Annotated in this window: 12 protein-coding genes and 2 pseudogenes; 6 read left to right on the top strand and 8 right to left on the bottom strand. The window is 62.1% G+C overall.

What is annotated here, in order from left to right; genetic code table 11:
* Positions 1–201 precede the first annotated feature (201 nt).
* From colR to BM70_RS0104040, 5 genes are all read left to right on the top strand, one after another.
* Positions 202–885 carry a two-component system response regulator ColR gene (gene colR / locus BM70_RS0104060; RefSeq protein WP_003175870.1) on the top strand — a complete coding sequence of 228 codons (684 nt, stop codon included), beginning with the start codon at positions 202–204 and terminating at the stop codon, positions 883–885.
* Positions 875–2,155, top strand: a complete 1,281-nt coding sequence (locus tag BM70_RS0104055; RefSeq protein ID WP_025854814.1) for a HAMP domain-containing sensor histidine kinase — start codon at positions 875–877, stop codon at positions 2,153–2,155. Before colR ends, BM70_RS0104055 begins: the two co-directional genes overlap by 11 nt.
* Positions 2,156–2,342: 187 nt before the next feature.
* On the top strand, positions 2,343–3,023 hold the full coding sequence (locus BM70_RS0104050; RefSeq protein ID WP_025854813.1) for a class I SAM-dependent methyltransferase: 681 nt from the start codon (positions 2,343–2,345) through the stop codon (positions 3,021–3,023).
* Positions 3,024–3,027: 4 nt separating this feature from the next.
* On the top strand, positions 3,028–3,747 hold the full coding sequence (locus BM70_RS0104045; protein WP_025854812.1) for a lipopolysaccharide kinase InaA family protein: 720 nt from the start codon (positions 3,028–3,030) through the stop codon (positions 3,745–3,747).
* Positions 3,744–3,971 (top strand): hypothetical protein, encoded by a 228-nt coding sequence (locus tag BM70_RS0104040; RefSeq protein ID WP_025854811.1) that lies wholly within the window; start codon positions 3,744–3,746, stop codon positions 3,969–3,971. Before BM70_RS0104045 ends, BM70_RS0104040 begins: the two co-directional genes overlap by 4 nt.
* Positions 3,972–4,199: 228 nt before the next feature.
* Here BM70_RS0104040 and BM70_RS0104035 read toward each other — a convergent pair whose 3' ends face one another.
* The 3 genes from BM70_RS0104035 to BM70_RS0104025 are packed head-to-tail and all read right to left on the bottom strand — an operon-like array spanning position 4,200 to position 7,823.
* Complete coding sequence (locus BM70_RS0104035) at positions 4,200–5,297, bottom strand: DUF1513 domain-containing protein (RefSeq protein WP_025854810.1); 1,098 nt, start codon at positions 5,295–5,297, stop codon at positions 4,200–4,202.
* Positions 5,298–5,299: 2 nt separating this feature from the next.
* Positions 5,300–6,364 (bottom strand): imelysin family protein, encoded by a 1,065-nt coding sequence (locus BM70_RS0104030; protein ID WP_025854809.1) that lies wholly within the window; start codon positions 6,362–6,364, stop codon positions 5,300–5,302.
* 31 nt (positions 6,365–6,395) lie between these two features.
* On the bottom strand, positions 6,396–7,823 hold the full coding sequence (locus tag BM70_RS0104025) for a di-heme oxidoredictase family protein (protein WP_025854808.1): 1,428 nt from the start codon (positions 7,821–7,823) through the stop codon (positions 6,396–6,398).
* 141 nt (positions 7,824–7,964) lie between these two features.
* Between BM70_RS0104025 and BM70_RS0104020 the strand changes: the two genes are divergently transcribed.
* Positions 7,965–8,528 carry an NAD(P)H nitroreductase gene (locus BM70_RS0104020; RefSeq protein ID WP_025854807.1) on the top strand — a complete coding sequence of 188 codons (564 nt, stop codon included), beginning with the start codon at positions 7,965–7,967 and terminating at the stop codon, positions 8,526–8,528.
* Between the two features lie 102 nt (positions 8,529–8,630).
* Here BM70_RS0104020 and BM70_RS33885 read toward each other — a convergent pair.
* The 5 genes and pseudogenes from BM70_RS33885 to BM70_RS0104000 all read right to left on the bottom strand — a co-directional run.
* A pseudogene (locus tag BM70_RS33885) lies at positions 8,631–9,170 on the bottom strand (methyl-accepting chemotaxis protein); the annotation flags it as partial.
* A 366-nt stretch (positions 9,171–9,536) separates the two neighbouring features.
* Positions 9,537–10,628 (bottom strand): annotated as a pseudogene (locus BM70_RS33880) (chemotaxis protein); the annotation flags it as partial.
* Positions 10,629–10,908: 280 nt separating this feature from the next.
* On the bottom strand, positions 10,909–11,310 hold the full coding sequence (locus tag BM70_RS0104010; RefSeq protein ID WP_025854805.1) for a YbaN family protein: 402 nt from the start codon (positions 11,308–11,310) through the stop codon (positions 10,909–10,911).
* 168 nt (positions 11,311–11,478) lie between these two features.
* Positions 11,479–12,087 (bottom strand): biliverdin-producing heme oxygenase, encoded by a 609-nt coding sequence (locus BM70_RS0104005; protein ID WP_025854804.1) that lies wholly within the window; start codon positions 12,085–12,087, stop codon positions 11,479–11,481.
* Positions 12,088–12,224: 137 nt separating this feature from the next.
* Entirely contained in the window at positions 12,225–14,789 is a 2,565-nt protein-coding gene (locus tag BM70_RS0104000) for a TonB-dependent receptor (protein WP_025854803.1), read from the bottom strand.
* Positions 14,790–14,823 lie beyond the last annotated feature (34 nt).

Genomic DNA, 14,823 nt, shown 5'->3' with positions numbered 1-14,823 from the left:
CTGGGTTTCGCCAGGCGTGAGGGGGCATCATCCTGGCAGCCTTTCTGTGGGCTCCGGGTGAAGCGATAGTGAAAAACTCGTGAAGCGAATCAATTGGTTGAAAAAACTTATAGAGTCGCGCCGCTGCCCTAGTCGTAAGCCACACTTGGCCTTAAGCTGCGCGAGCCAACACGGCCGTTACCGCGTACGGAGACACTGCCCATGCGAATTTTATTGGTTGAAGACAACCGCGATATTCTGGCCAACCTGGCGGATTACCTGGGTTTGAAGGGCTATACCGTGGACTGTGCGCAGGACGGTTTGTCAGGCCTGCACCTGGCCGCCACCGAGCATTACGACCTGATCGTGCTCGACATCATGTTGCCTGGCATCGATGGCTACACCCTGTGCAAGCGCCTGCGTGAAGACGCACGCCGGGACACGCCGGTGATCATGCTCACCGCCCGTGACCAGTTGGATGACCGGCTGCAGGGCTTCAAGTCCGGCGCCGATGATTACCTGCTCAAGCCGTTTGCCCTCTCGGAGCTGGCCGCGCGTATCGAAGCCGTGCTGCGTCGGGCCCAGGGTGGCGGTCGCCGTGCCCTGCAGGTGGGTGACTTGAGCTACGACCTCGATACCCTGGAAGTGACCCGTGAAGGGCGCCTGCTCAAGCTCAACCCGGTCGGCCTGAAGTTGCTGGCGGTGTTGATGCAGAAGAGCCCGCATGTGCTGCGCCGCGAAATTCTCGAAGAGGCCCTGTGGGGCGATGACTGCCCGGACAGCGACAGCCTGCGCAGCCACGTTCACCAATTGCGTCAAGTGATCGATAAACCGTTCGCCAAGCCGCTTCTGCAAACGGTGCACGGCGTCGGTTATCGCTTGGCCGAGGGTCGAGATGGAGTTTAAGCAAAGCCTTGCCCAGCGGATCATCATTGCCTTTGCCTTGATGAGTGCGTTGGTGGCGGGGGCCTTCGCCATGGGTATCGTTGCGACTGTGCACCTGGTGGAAGAGAAATTGATCTCGGCGGGCCTGGGCGGTGACTTGCAGCGACTGCTGCTGATGGACACGGTCGAGGACTGGCGCCACCGGCCCGAGCCGGACCAACTGTTTTATTTCAGCGGCGGGCCAGGCGACTTTGAGTTGCCCAAGGATCTGCGCCATCTTGAGCCTGGCTTTCATGAAGTGTTCCGCGAAGCACTGTCGTACCACGCCATGGTCGAAGTGGTCGACGGAAGGCGCTACGTGCTGTTGCAGGATCAGAGCGATTTCGAAGAGCGCGAGCGCGTGCTGTTTGCCGTCGTGTTGGTGGGTTTCGTACTCAGCCTGGCGCTGGCAGTGTTCCTCGGCTGGGTGCTGGCGCGCAAAGTGATGGCACCGGTGGTGCGCCTGGCTCGTCAGGTACGTCATCGCGACCAACTGCTGGGCCTGGCACCGCCCCTGGCGCCGGACTATGCGGCGGACGAAGTGGGCGAATTGGCCGTGGCTTTCGATGCCACGCTGGGGCGCCTGCGCCAGGCGCTGTCCCGTGAGCAGCTGTTTACCAGCGATGTCAGCCACGAATTGCGCACGCCGTTGATGGTGCTGGCCAGTTCCTGCGAGCTGTTGCTGGAAAACCCGGCCATTGACCAGCGCGGGCGTAATCAGGTCGAGCGCATCGCCCGTGCCTGTGAAGAAATGCGCGAACTGGTGCAAACCTTCCTGATGCTGGCGCGTGCCGAACATGACGACGGCACCATGTCGCCCCAGGTCAGCCTGGAGCAAGTGGCCGACGATCTGCTTGGCATCTGGCGCGAGCCCATCGAGCGCAAGGGGCTGGAATTGATCTACCAGCCCGGCAACCCGCTGGATACCCGTTACAACGCCACCTTCCTGCACGCGGTGATGGGCAACCTGTTGCGCAATGCCTTGCACTACACCGAGCACGGCTTTATCCGCCTGACCCTGGAGCCGGACGGCTTTGTGGTGGAAGACACCGGCGTCGGCATTCCCGAAGACAAGCGCGAAGCGATGTTCGAGCCGTTCGTGCGCGGCAACGAGAAGCGCGGTGAAGGCCTTGGCCTGGGGTTGTCGCTGGTCCAGCGGATCTGCGAGAACCAGGGCTGGAGCGTGAGCCTCAGCACCATGGAGCCCAACGGCTGCCGCTTTCATGTGCAATTGAGTCAGGTCAACGCCTGACTCCACCCCCTGCCGCTATCCTGCCAGAGATCGCCGCTATTCGGCGAAGATGGCCCCGTGATATCGCTTGTGTCTGTAAAGTCTTGAAATGTATGAGATTGGACAGGACAACTTTTTCACACTTGGTTGACCAGTTGCTCACAGTTCACTGCTTAAGGTTGTAGGCATCAGTAACTGGAGATCAGTGATGTCTACCCCGATCAAGCTCGAATTTTCCGAAAAGTACGACGACGAGCACGCGCAAAATTATTTGCTCAAGCATCAGGACAATCTGGCTCGCCGGCTGTCCCACAAACGCGACGAGCAATTGGCGCGCGGCGCGCTGGCCATGGCCGGTGAGCCGGGGCTGGTGCTGGACCTGCCATGCGGGGCCGGGCGGTTCTGGCCGCTGCTGGCCGAGAAACCCAACCGCGTGATTATCGGTGCCGACAATTCGGCGTCGATGTTGAAGGTCGCGACGATCGCCCAACCGGCGGACGTGGTGAAACGGGTACGGCCCTTGCAGACATCTGCCTTTGATATCGATCTGCCAGATAACTCGGTCGACAGCATCTTCTGCATGCGGCTCATGCACCACATTGGTGAGCCGGCGCACAGGCTGGCGATATTGCGGGAGTTTCAGCGTGTTACCCGCGACAGCGTGATCGTTTCGCTGTGGGTGGACGGCAATTTCAAGGCCTGGAAACGCAAGCGCGCCGAAGTAAAACGTCGCAAGAAAGGTGAGCAGGAAGGTTACCAAAACCGGTTTGTGTTACCGGCTGCTACCGTTGAAGCAGAATTCGAGGAAGCCGGTTTCCGTGTCCAGGAGTCGCTGGACTTCATACCGCTCTACGCCATGTGGCGAGTGTATGTATTGCGCAAGAGGTAACAGGATGGCAGTTGAGTGCGTAGCAGGCAGTCACGTAGCTCCCGAAGAGCGATTTGAGTATTTCTGGCGCCAGCAGGGCGAGTGGGTCGAGGAGCCCAACCGTCGGCGTGGTGGTGAAAGTGGCGTGCAGCGGGTGACGGGCCCCAATGGGCGCCTGCTCTACAGCAAACGCCAGACCGGGCATATCTACCGCAGCTGGTTGCACCCCTTCGGTCGCCCCACGGTGTTGCGCGAACGCGATGCCATCAAGGGCCTGCGCCTGTTGGATGTGCGTGTGCCGGAAATGGTGTTTTGCGAGGCGCGTCGCGACCCCGAACACCAATGGAAGGCCCTGTTGGTCACCGCCGCCCTCGACGGTTTCGACGAAATTGAAAACTGGTACGCCGCCGGTGGCCGCGAGCACTACGGCGAGTGGGTGCATGAGCGTTTACTCAAGGAATTGGCCGGGACGCTGGCGCGGATGCACAAGGGCCGTTGGCAGCACGGTTGCCTGTACATCAAGCATATTTTCGTGCGGGTGACGGGTGAAGGTGATTCGGCCAACGTGGAAGTGGCGTTGCTGGATTTCGAAAAATGCCGTCAGCGCTTGACCGCTTATCGGGCGGCCTCCCATGACATGCTGCAATTGCGCCGCCATTCGTCGTGGAACGATACCGACTGGAAGAAACTCAGCTACTTTTACGAGACGGCGTTTGGCAGCGCTATCAAGGGTTTAACCAGATGAAGCTAGAAATAGCACGAGGTTTGTTCCTGGTCGGAGCGCTGGGCGTTGCAGCCCTGGCGCTGGCGGCCTGGGAACTGCCTCGCACACAGGTGTTGAGTGCAACGCAGGGCGATGGGCAATGCCTGCTGCCGCGCGTCGCCAAGGCGAGTGTGGCGGTCAAGCCTGATCATGAGCTGTTGCTGTTCATGTTTGGCATGTCCCAAGGCATGAGGCCGCAGAGTTGAAACGATTCACCCCCCCCGGAAAAGGGCCTTGCGATGCGAGGCCTTTTTTTTGCGCTCGAAAAACGGCTCTGGGCTGCAGGTGCGAGGGCGGCGCGTACGGCCTGGGGACGTTGTGTTTTCGTTGACGGTCTTCGCGAGCAAGCTCGCGCCTACAGAGTGTAGTGGGGAATCCAGACGGTATTTTTGACAGGTAACAGGGCCAGGATCGGCCCCGTTAAGCGTGGCGCGTCAGATCAGATGCAGATGGTTGTCCCAGAGCCCGGCCGGCAATTCCAACGGTTTTGCTACCAGTTGTTTTTGGCGGCAATCGTAGAAGCGGCAGCGGCCCTGGCCGGACGTCACGACGAAGCCGTCCTCTACGGCACCTACACCGGCACAATCGGGCAACGGTCCATCCAGCCGCAGCTCACCGCTGTCTATGTCCCAGATAAAGAAGCGGTTGCCTCGCGGGGCGGTCAACGCCACCAGGCGCAGTTCACTGTGCACCGCCACGCTGGCGGTGTAGTGCCCCATGGCCTGCAACTGCTCATCGGCCACCGGGAAGGCCACGAACGGCTGCCCAGGGCGCTTGATCGCCAACAACTCGGAACGCTCCTGGGACGGTCCCATGAACTGCTGCCCGGTGAGGAGGGTGCCATCGCTGGCGATCCCCATATGGCGCACGCTGTTCATCTGCTGGCCCAGGGTTTCCTTGCTGATCAAGGTGCCGTCGCGGTGCATCAGCACCAGGCTCGGTTCCATGGCGTTGAGGTTCATCTCCACGCGGCTTTCGGCTTCGGTACGAATGCCGCCGTTGGCCACCACCAGGGTTTCGCCGTCAGGCATCCACGACACCTGATGCGGGCCGATACCGTGGGTGGAGATTTCGCCACTGTGCACCAGCCGCTCGCCGTCGAACCTGTACACGCCGAGCAGGCCACGGCCGGGGTTGGACGTGTCGTTTTCGGTGGCGTACAGCCAGTCGCCGCTCTTGTGAATGACCGCATGGCCATAGAAGTGGCGATTGGCGTTCGAGGTGATGGTTTGCAGCAGCGCGCCATCACGCAGGTCGATCAGGTAACTCTCGGTGCCCGGGCGCCGGGCGACAAACAGTGCGATCGGCAGTGTCGGGTGGTTGATGATGTCGTGACAACGCTGGCCGACCTGGGTGGCAAACACCTGCTTGCCGTCCAGGCGGTAGCCCACGGCATAGTGCTTGCCGTCCGCATCATCCCGCGCCGACAGCAGCAGCGGCCCCTTGTCCTTCCCTTTGAACAGCGTCCAGCCACCCAACGTGAGGGCGCTGAGCAGCACGCTGCCAACCGCCAAAGCCTGTCGCCTGAGCATCATCAGTCACCGTCGTTGGCATTGAAGCCCAGTTGGATGCCCAGCGCCTTGGCCAATTCGCCTTCATGCAGGCGGTGGACGACGTTGAGGCTGTCGTAGATATCGTTGAGCTGCTGGCGCCCGGCGTCGTCGGCCAGCAGTTCATTGAGGGTGCGCTGGTTGCTGGCGAACAGTTTCAGCGACGCGGCATAGGCGGCGTCGATCTTGTCGGCCAATGGTTTCTGCTCGGAAGGCAGCAGGCCACGCAGGCCTTTGTTGTCGACCCCGACCCACACGGTCTGGGCTGCCGCAAGGCTGGCTTCCAGGCTTTGCAGGGACGACTGGCTGCGCCACGCATCGGCCTGGAACGGTTGTGGAATACCCTTGGTCTGGCGGCCCATTGGCGTGCCGAGTTTTTTCTTCAGGGTGTCCAGTGCGGTCACTTGGACGCGCAGCAGGTCGGCAATGGCTTCGTGGGAGTCGGCGTAGCGCTGGTTCGGAAACTTGGTCATCTGCGCCAGCATGCCGTCGGTGCTGTTCCAGCTGGCCAGGATCTCTTCGGCCAGGGCCTTCTGACGGTCACCAATGGCCACCAGCAGCGGGCAGTAACGGGCCTTCTGGGTTTCGTCGGCGATCTCGGTCTTGGCGTCGTAGAGGATGTATTCGTAGGCCGACAGGCCTTGCACCACCACGCTGGACTTGGCCAGGGCGGCGCCGTCGATCTGTGGCTGGGCAGTGACCAGTTGCTCGACCTGGCGACCGACCAGGTTTTTCTTGTCCGGCCAGAACTGTACCTGCCAGGCGCGGTTGCCTTCAGCCAGCGGGCCGATCAGCAGCGGTTGCAACTCGGCCCAGGCCTTTTGTGCGTGGAGGAAATCGGCACGCGCGGTCTCCAGGCTTTCCTTGCCCTGGCAGTAGGCCAGGGCGCTGACGGCCAACTGGCGGTCGGCTTCGACCCAACGGCTGTAGGTCGGCAGGATCACTTGCTTGGCGATGGCCGCCGAGGTCACCGCTTGCGGGTCCTGAGGCGAGCAGGCGCCGAGGGCGAGGGCGGCAAGGCTGGTGAACAACAACTTGGGACGGAACATGTCGAGCTCCCTTCTGTAATTGGGGCAAAGCTTATAAAGAATTCAGGAACGCCAGCAACGCAGCGCGCTGCTCGGCATTGAAGGACAACACATGCTGCTGCGCCGCTTGTGCTTCGCCGCCATGCCACAGCACGGCTTCGAGCAGGTCGCGGGCGCGGCCATCATGCAAAAACTGGGTGTGGCCACTGACGGTTTGCGTCAGGCCGATGCCCCACAACGGCGGCGTGCGCCAGTCGCGGCCACCGGCCTTGAATTCACTGCGGTTGTCGGCCAGGCCATCGCCCATGTCGTGCAACAGCAGGTCGCTGTAGGGGCGGATCACCTGGTTGGCCAGTTCCGGTTCGGCGGCGTTCGCGGCCGTGGTGAACGCGGGCGTGTGGCAACCCTGGCAGCCCGCTTGATAGAACAGGTTCTTGCCAGCCAGCACCTGCGGCGTATTGACGCCACGGCGCGCCGGCACAGCCAGGTTGCGGGTGTAGAACAGCACCAGGCGCAGGATATTGTCGCTGACTTCCTGCTCGCCGTCGGCGCCATTGCCGTTGGGGGCCTGTTTGCAGGCGACCTGGGCATCGGTGCAGTCATCGAACGGTCTCAGGGTGGTGGTGAGGCCCATATCACCAGAGAACGCGTGAACATTTTGTTGATTGAGGTTGGGCTGCCCGGCTTTCCAGCCAAAACGCCCGAGCACGGTTTTTTGCTGGGCATCGTCCCAGACCCAGTTGGCGCGCCCGACGATGGCTTCCTTGTCGGCGGTCTTCGGGTCGGTGTTGCGCAGGATATCGGCGTCGCTGATGGCTTCGAGCAGGCCCAGGCCGATCATCGGCGGGGCGATGCGGGCGGAGAAACGTGTGTCCGGATGCATCGGGCCGTAGCCAAGCTGGGTGATCTGCAGGTCCGGCTTGCGCAGCTCGACCACGGTGCCGTCCTTGAACGTCACGTTGACCGGCGTGTAGTCGACCCGCACCTTGCCTTCCGGCACGACGCCGGGCACCGCCATGTCTTGCAGTTGTCCGCCGTAGACGGGCTCGGGCACTACGCCAACCTGTTCGATGAGCTTGGCGTAGGACGGGGTATCCGGAATCGACAGGCGCACCAGCATCGACACCGCATTGGGTGCGTCGGGCAGCGGCGGGTGGCCGCGGCCGTCCTTGATATGGCAGTTCTGGCAGGCATTGGTATTGAACAACGGGCCCAGGCCATCACGCGCCGTGGTGGTGGACGGCGCGATCACCCACGGGCTGCGAAAGAAACTGTTGCCGACGCTGAAGTCCAGGCGGCGCGTGGGCGACAGGTTCGCCGAGGGCAGGGAAAACGCGTTCTGGTCGCGCTTGTTCACCGTCGCAGCGCCGCCCGCCCGTGATTCACCCGGCTCGGCCTTGGTAAACCTTGGCGCGTCATCGCAGGCTGCCAGGCTCAAGGCCAGCAACGCTGCAGACAGGCGAAAAAGCGAACGGAACATCGAGTTTCCTGAAGCGATGGCGAAAAAGATGGTCGCAAAGTCTAACAGGGCGGGGCTCAATGAATAAGAGCAATTATCGTTTGGTGGCATCCCGATTCATTCCCGCTAGAATGACCGCACATTTTTTTCTGGAGGTGGCCAATGCAGGCTCTCGACGCTTTGCTCAACCGTGTTTCCGTGCCGCGTCTGCTGGAGCCGGCACCGACCCAGGAGCAGCGCGACGTGCTGTTCGCCGCGGCGATGCGCGCGCCTGACCACGGCCAACTGCGCCCTTGGCGTTTCCTGACGGTTGAAGGGGCTGCTCGTGAGCAGATGGGCACGCTGCTGGCCGAAGCTGCGCGCCTGCAGGACGCCGATGCACCGCAAGCCGCCATCGACAAGGCGCAGAACGGCCCATTGCGCGCGCCGCTGGTGGTGGTGGTGATTGCCCGTCTGCAGGAACACTTCAAGGTGCCCAAGTCCGAGCAACTGCTGGCTGCCGCCTGCGCCGCCCACGGTATCCTGTTGGCCGCGTATGCCCAGGGGATCGGTGCGGTGTGGCGCACGGGCGAATTGTCCTACTCGGCCCACGTTGCCAAAGGCCTGGGGTTGACGGCGAATGAGGAAGTGATCGGCTTTCTCTACCTGGGGACGCCGCAGAACCCGCCGCGTACGGCGGCTAAAGAGGATGTGGCGGCGTTTGTCCAGGCTTGGACTGGTCTCTAATGGTAGGGGCCGGCTTGCCGGCGATGAGGCCCTTGAGAGTTGCATCAATTTCAAGGCTGCCATCGCCGGCAAGCCGGGTCCTGCAGGGTTTCGTGCAAGCTGTCAGACCCTGAACTGATCCATCAACTTCATCTGCTGGCTGGCCAATGCATTGAGTTGGCTGCTGATGGCCGCTGACTCGGTGGCCTGGCCGGTGAGGGTTTCGGTCACGGTGCGGATCGCCGAGACGTTGCGGTTGACCTCTTCGGCCACGGCGCTCTGTTGTTCGGCGGCACTGGCGATCTGCAGGTTCATGTCGCTGATCACGGTGACGGCATCGCTGATCTTGCCCAGAGCCTGTACCGCTTGATGGATCTGCCCCGCGTTGCTCTGGGCCTGGTTCTGGCTCGAGTGCATGGTGGCAACCACGCCACGGGTGCCGCTCTGGATGCGTTCGATCACCAGGCGGATTTCCTCCACCGAATCCTGGGTGCGCTTGGCCAGGTTGCGCACTTCGTCGGCCACCACCGCAAACCCCCGGCCGCTTTCCCCGGCGCGCGCGGCTTCGATGGCGGCGTTGAGTGCCAGCAGGTTGGTCTGCTCGGCAATGCTGCGGATCACTTCCAGCACTGAACCAATCTGCTCGCTGTTGACCGCCAGGGCTTCGACTTCGCCCACGGCCTTGCTGACCTCTTCGGCCAGGGAGGTGATATCGCGGGTGCTCTGCTCGATGATCGACATGCCTTCGCGCGCCGACTGATCGGCACCGCGTGCCGCACTGGCGGCATTCGAGGCGCTGTTGGCGACGTCGTGGGCAGTGGCGCTCATTTCATTGGATGCGGTGGCGACCTGGTCGATCTCGCGGAACTGCACCTGCATACCCTCGCTGGTCTGGCGGGCGATGGCGGATGACTGGTCAGCGGTGCCGCGAGCTTCGGTGATGCTCTGCTTGATCTGCGCGATGGTCGGTTGCAGCTTGTCGAGGAAACGGTTGAACCAGTTCACCAACTCGCCCAGTTCATCCTTCTTCGCGTACGCCAGGCGTTGGGTGAGGTCGCCGTCACCGCTGGCGATGTCCTTGAGCATGGCTGCCACGCTGTTGATCGGACGGGTGACGCCGGTGGCGGTCAGCCAGATCAGCAGCAGGCCCAGCACGCCGGCCACAGCGGCCACCAGCAGTGCCTTGAGGGTGCCGGTCGCTTGGGCATCGTCGAGCACGGCTTGCAGCTTGACGTTATCAGCGAGCAGCACGGTTTTCGACAGCTTGATCACCACGCCCCAGGGCTTGGCGTCGGCAATCGGCTTGACCGGGTACACGGCACGAATGGTGTCGGCCTGTTCGCGGATCATGCGGGTGTCGTTGGCCAGCAGTTGCACGATTTCCTTGCCTTCGGCGCCGAGGGTGTCGGTCAGGTTCTTGCCGACCTTGGCCGGCTCGCCGCTGTAGGCAGCAATCAAACCGCTGCTGGATAGAATTTCCAGGTGCGCCGCGCCGTTGAACAGGTCTTTCTGTGCGGCGTCGGTGGTGGCTTGCAGGGAGGTGAGGGCGATATCGACACCGACGACGCCGATGACTTTGCCGTCCACCAGCAAGGGCAAGGAAATGGTGGTCATCAACACGGGTTGGCCGGCCACCGTGTCTTCGTACGGGTCAAGCAGGCAGGTGTTGCGGGTATCCCGTGGGCAGGTGTACCAGATGTTATAGGGCGTGCCGCTGAGGTTGAGGGTGGTCTTGGTCAGGTCGTCCTCGACCATGATGGTGTTCAGGCCTTCACCACCGGCGCGGCTCCAGTAGCTGGAGAACCGGCCTTTCTCGTTGGAGACGCGGGCCTTGTCGTCGATGAATTCATTGTCTTTGCCATCCAGGGCATTGGGCTCGAATGAAAGCCAGATGCCCAGCACCTTGCTGTTGCGCTCGAAGGCGGTTTTCAGGCTCTGGTTGAGTGCTTCGCGCAGCGCGCCGGCCTCCAGTCCGCGTTGGGCGGCCAGGCTGCGCAGGTCCTTGATCTGGTCGGCCAGGGCGGTCACGGCCACCAGGCTGTCGCCAAAGGTTTTCTGCAACTGCACCGCTTGTTCGGCAGCCTTGGCCTGCAGCAGTTGTTCCACACTGGCGGTGAGCATGCGCGAGCTTGAATCGCTGACCAACTGATCATTCTGGGTGGTGTTGTAGATATTGATGCTGACGACCAGCGCAATCACCCCCAGCAGGCAAAGGCCGGACAACAGCACGATTTTCAGGCGGATGGAGAGGGTGTTGAACATAGGCTCACTCGCGAATGGACGTGTGGAAAAGCACGCAGTGCAGGCCAAGTCCATTCAGCGCTATGTCTGGAACATCGGCGTAACAAACCATTTCATGAGAAGTAGGCGATGAGCGGTAGGGAAAACCCTGCACGCAGCGTTACACGGGCGCTGCAAGCCGTTCCGGTCGCGACCAGATCCACAGGTTGCCCAGGCTCATTCCGGCAATCGCCAGGTAGATCGGCCAGCCTTGATCAAGTATCACCAGCATCAGGGTGGCGCATAGCAGCATGCTCACGGTGGCGCTGACCTTGGCCCGGCGGGCGATGATCTTGCCGTTGCGCCAATTGGACAGGATCGGCCCGAACAGCCGATGGTTTTCCAGCCAGGCGCTGAGGCGCGGCGAGCTTTTGGTGGCAGCCCAGGCAGCGAGCAGGATGAATTCGGTGGTGGGCAAACCCGGTACGACAATCGCCACCAACCCGATGCCCAGGCTGACGTAGGCCAGCAGACCGAAGAGGAGCCGGGCGATTTTCGAGGTGGATTGGGTTTTGCCGGTCATGGTGAAGCTTATCTGGTAGGGAAAATGCAGATTATCTGAGTTGGAATGCAATCAAGTGTGGGAGCTGGCTTGCCTGCGATAGCGGTGTGTCAGTCACTGCATCTATACCTGACGCACCGCTATCGCAGGCAAGCCAGCTCCCACATTGATCCGGTTTCTACCGGAACATTACGCCAGTTCCGGGGCGCTAGCGTACGCCTGTTCCAGCAGCACGGTGAAGCGTACGAACGCGTCGATTGCGCCTTTTTCCACCGCGGCTTCTTCTTCGGCGCTGAATTCCAGGGCGTCGAGGGTACGGGTGAAGCTTTTCCAGCCTTCGGCACGACCACCGGCCGGCTCACCCAGGTGACGGGCACCGAAGGTTTCGCTCAGGCCCAGGCCCACGGCGCGCTTGATCAGGAACGCGGCGCCCAGCTTGGAGCCTTCGGAGACGAACAACCAGCCCAGGGCTTCGGCCTTGCTTGGGTTCTTCACGGCGCCGGCGACCGGGGCAGGCACTTCGGTGTCCAGGTCGCCCAGATCCAGCTTGGCGGCTTCGGCGCGGCAGCGCTCGGCCAGGTCCGGCACGATCTTGATCAGCTCGGGGTCGTTGTACAGGGCTACCAGTTCCGACTGGAACAGGTATTGCGCGACCACGAAACGGGCGAAGTTGGCCTGGGTTTCAAACGGGGCGTGGGCCTTGACCAGTGCATCGAGCTTGGTGTGTGGCTCGTTGGTGATCTGGTTCAGGCGCTGGGAGCGCAGGCTCGCACGTTCTGCGGTTAGGGAAGCGGTCATGAAAAAAGTCCTTGAGAAGGGAAGCGCCTTGGTGCCCGAAAGAGAGCTGTTATCAACTAGACGAACAAGAAGACGCGGCACAGTAAAAAATCCTCACCCCGGCGTTGAATAATTACGCCGGGGTGAGTCGGGTTTCTTCAGATGTCCCAGATCACGTTGATCGCAAAGTTGCGACCCGGCTGGGTCAGGCGGTCGAGGTTGGCCGGGGAGGTCACACCGGCTTCGCCGACGCCGTCGTAGCTGCGCACGTCATCCCAGTTCCAGTACTTCTTGTCGGTGAGGTTGTAGAGGCCGCCGTTGATGGTCACGTCATTGGTGACCTTGTAGAAGCCGGTCAGGTCGAGGATGCCGAAGCCTGGGGTCTTGAACGGGCCGGTGGTGCTGCCGTCAGGCGCGTGGAAGGTGGTGCTGTCGACGCGGTTCTGCTGTTTCACCAGGGTCCAGCTCAGCAGGCCACCGTAGTTGTCCTGGTCGTAGCCCAGGCCGAATACGCCCTTGAGCGGGTTGACGCTGTTGAGCGGCTCGCCATTGTCGTCGTTGCGGCCATAGGTGTAGCCAACCGAACCCTGGGTGTACAGGCCTTGCGGTGCACCGAACGCGTCGAGGTTCAGGCGCCCTTTGGCCTCGATCCCCTTGATCGTGGCGTGCTTGATGTTGTTGGCTTCGAATTGCTGTGCGGTACCACCGGCGACGGAGGCGTCCTCGTCGATGAAGTCGCGGTATTTGTTGTAGAACACGGCGATATCAAACGAACCGGAGTCGAAGTTGCCGCGAATCCCGGTTTCCACGCCCTTGCTGCTTTCCGGCTTGAGGTCCGGGTTGGGTTCGACGGTGTAGCCCTGCTGCAGGTTTTCAAAGCGGCCGTACAAGGCTTTGGCCGAAGGTGTGCGGAAGCCTTCGGCGTATTGGCCGAACCAGGTGTACTGGTCGGTCAGCGCATAGGTCAGGCCGAATTTTGGCGTGACGCGGTGCCAGGTTTTTTCCTTGTCACTGTGGGCGTAGATCCGCGTCGGGTCGACGGTGTTGAGGAACTCTTCAGTCAACTTGGGCTTGAGTTGGGTGTAGTCGTAGCGCACGGCGGGCAGGAAGGTCCACTTGTCCCAGGTGATCTGGTCCTGCGCGAACAGCGAGTACGTGTTGATGGTCGGGTCCGGGAAATCGCTGGCCTTCTTCACGCTGTCGCTGGCTGTCGGGCTGGGTGCGCCGATGGCCGTGCAACCGCCGCCGACAGCCAGGCAGGTCGCGGCGCCTTCGCGGGAGCCGGTGACCTTCTGCTGCCTGAGGGTGGTGCCGTAAGTGACCTGGTGATCGGTGTCGCCGATGCTGAAGGCCTTGTCCAACTGGGCATCGAAGACCCATTGTTTTTCTTCGTAGAGGGTTTCGCGGGTGCGCAAGACACGGCGGGACGGCTGGTAGATTTCGGCGGTGGACTGGTCGGTCTTGGCGATCTGGTAGTTGAGGCTGGTCTTGATCTGATCGGCAATCGGCGAGTCCAGGGCGAAGCGGTTTTCGATGCCAAAACGCTCGCGGGTGATGGTGTCGTTGCCCGAACGGGCCCGGTAGAAGTTGAAGCCGCTCCCGCCGGTGAACGGACCGCCCACGGCATTCTTGAGGTTGACGTCGCGATCGTCCTTGTACTTCTCGTAGGTCAGGCCCAGGCGATTGTCATCGCCATAGTTCCAGCCCAGCTTGGCCAGCACGTTGGTCGTGCGCGCATCCTCGGGGTTGGCGCCGGTGCGCGCCAGGCCCGTGGCGTTGTTGCCATCGTAGGATTCCATCTCATGGCCATTGCGCTGGCTCAAGTGCAGCAAACCGTCGAAGTCCTGCACACGGCCGGCGACGGTGCCAGAGGTCAGCCAGCTTTCGTCGGCGGAGCTGTAGCCGGTCTTCAGGCGGGCGCCGAAGTCCTGGCCGGGCTTGATGATGTCATCCGGGTCGAGGGTGAAGTAGCTCACGGCGCCGCCGATGGCGCTGCTGCCGTACAGGGCCGAGGCCGGGCCGCGCAGGATCTCCACGCGCTTGACGATTTCCGGGTCGACGTAGTTGCGGCGGGTCTTGGCGTAGGGGCCGTTGAAGAAGTTGTCCGGTACTTCCACACCGTCAACCTGGGTGAGGATGCGGTCGCCGTCGATGCCGCGAATGTTGTAGCCCGAATTGCTTGAGCGGCCACCGGCACCGCCGACCGAGACGTTGGGTTCGTAACGCACCAGTTCGCGTATGGTATTCACGTTCTGGCGGTCCAGCTCCTCGCGCTCCTGCACGGTCACGGTGCTCGGTACGCTGCTGATGTTCTGCTCGTTACGGGTGGCGCTGATGGTCACCTGTTGCAGGTTGAGGGTGCCGCCCGACGTGCGCTTTTCCAGCACGATATTGTTATTGCCCAGTTTGCGGTAGCTCAGGTTGGTCCCTACCAACAGCCGGTCCAGGGCTTTTTCCGGCGACAACGGGCCGCGCACGCCAGGGGATGACACGCCCTGGCCCAGCTCGGCCGGCAGGCCGACTTGCCAGCCGGTCACGGCGGTAAAGGCGTTGAGCGCCGAGACCAGCGGTTGCTGTTCGATGCTGAAGTTGTAGTTGCCTTGGCTGCGGGTGGCAGGTTCGGCGGCGGTGGCCGCCATGACCGGCGCACCGGCCAGCAGGATGGCTGCAGTCAGCAAGGACAGGACGGGCGAAGAGGACCGGCGGTTGGAACAAGAGGACATCGAGAGCGCTCCGGGGTACGAATCTTATAGTTGC

Source organism: Pseudomonas sp. CHM02, assembly GCF_000612585.1.
Lineage (GTDB): Bacteria > Pseudomonadota > Gammaproteobacteria > Pseudomonadales > Pseudomonadaceae > Aquipseudomonas.
The sequence above is the reverse complement of the archived record's forward strand: the minus strand, read 5'-3'. Positions and strand labels throughout refer to the sequence as shown.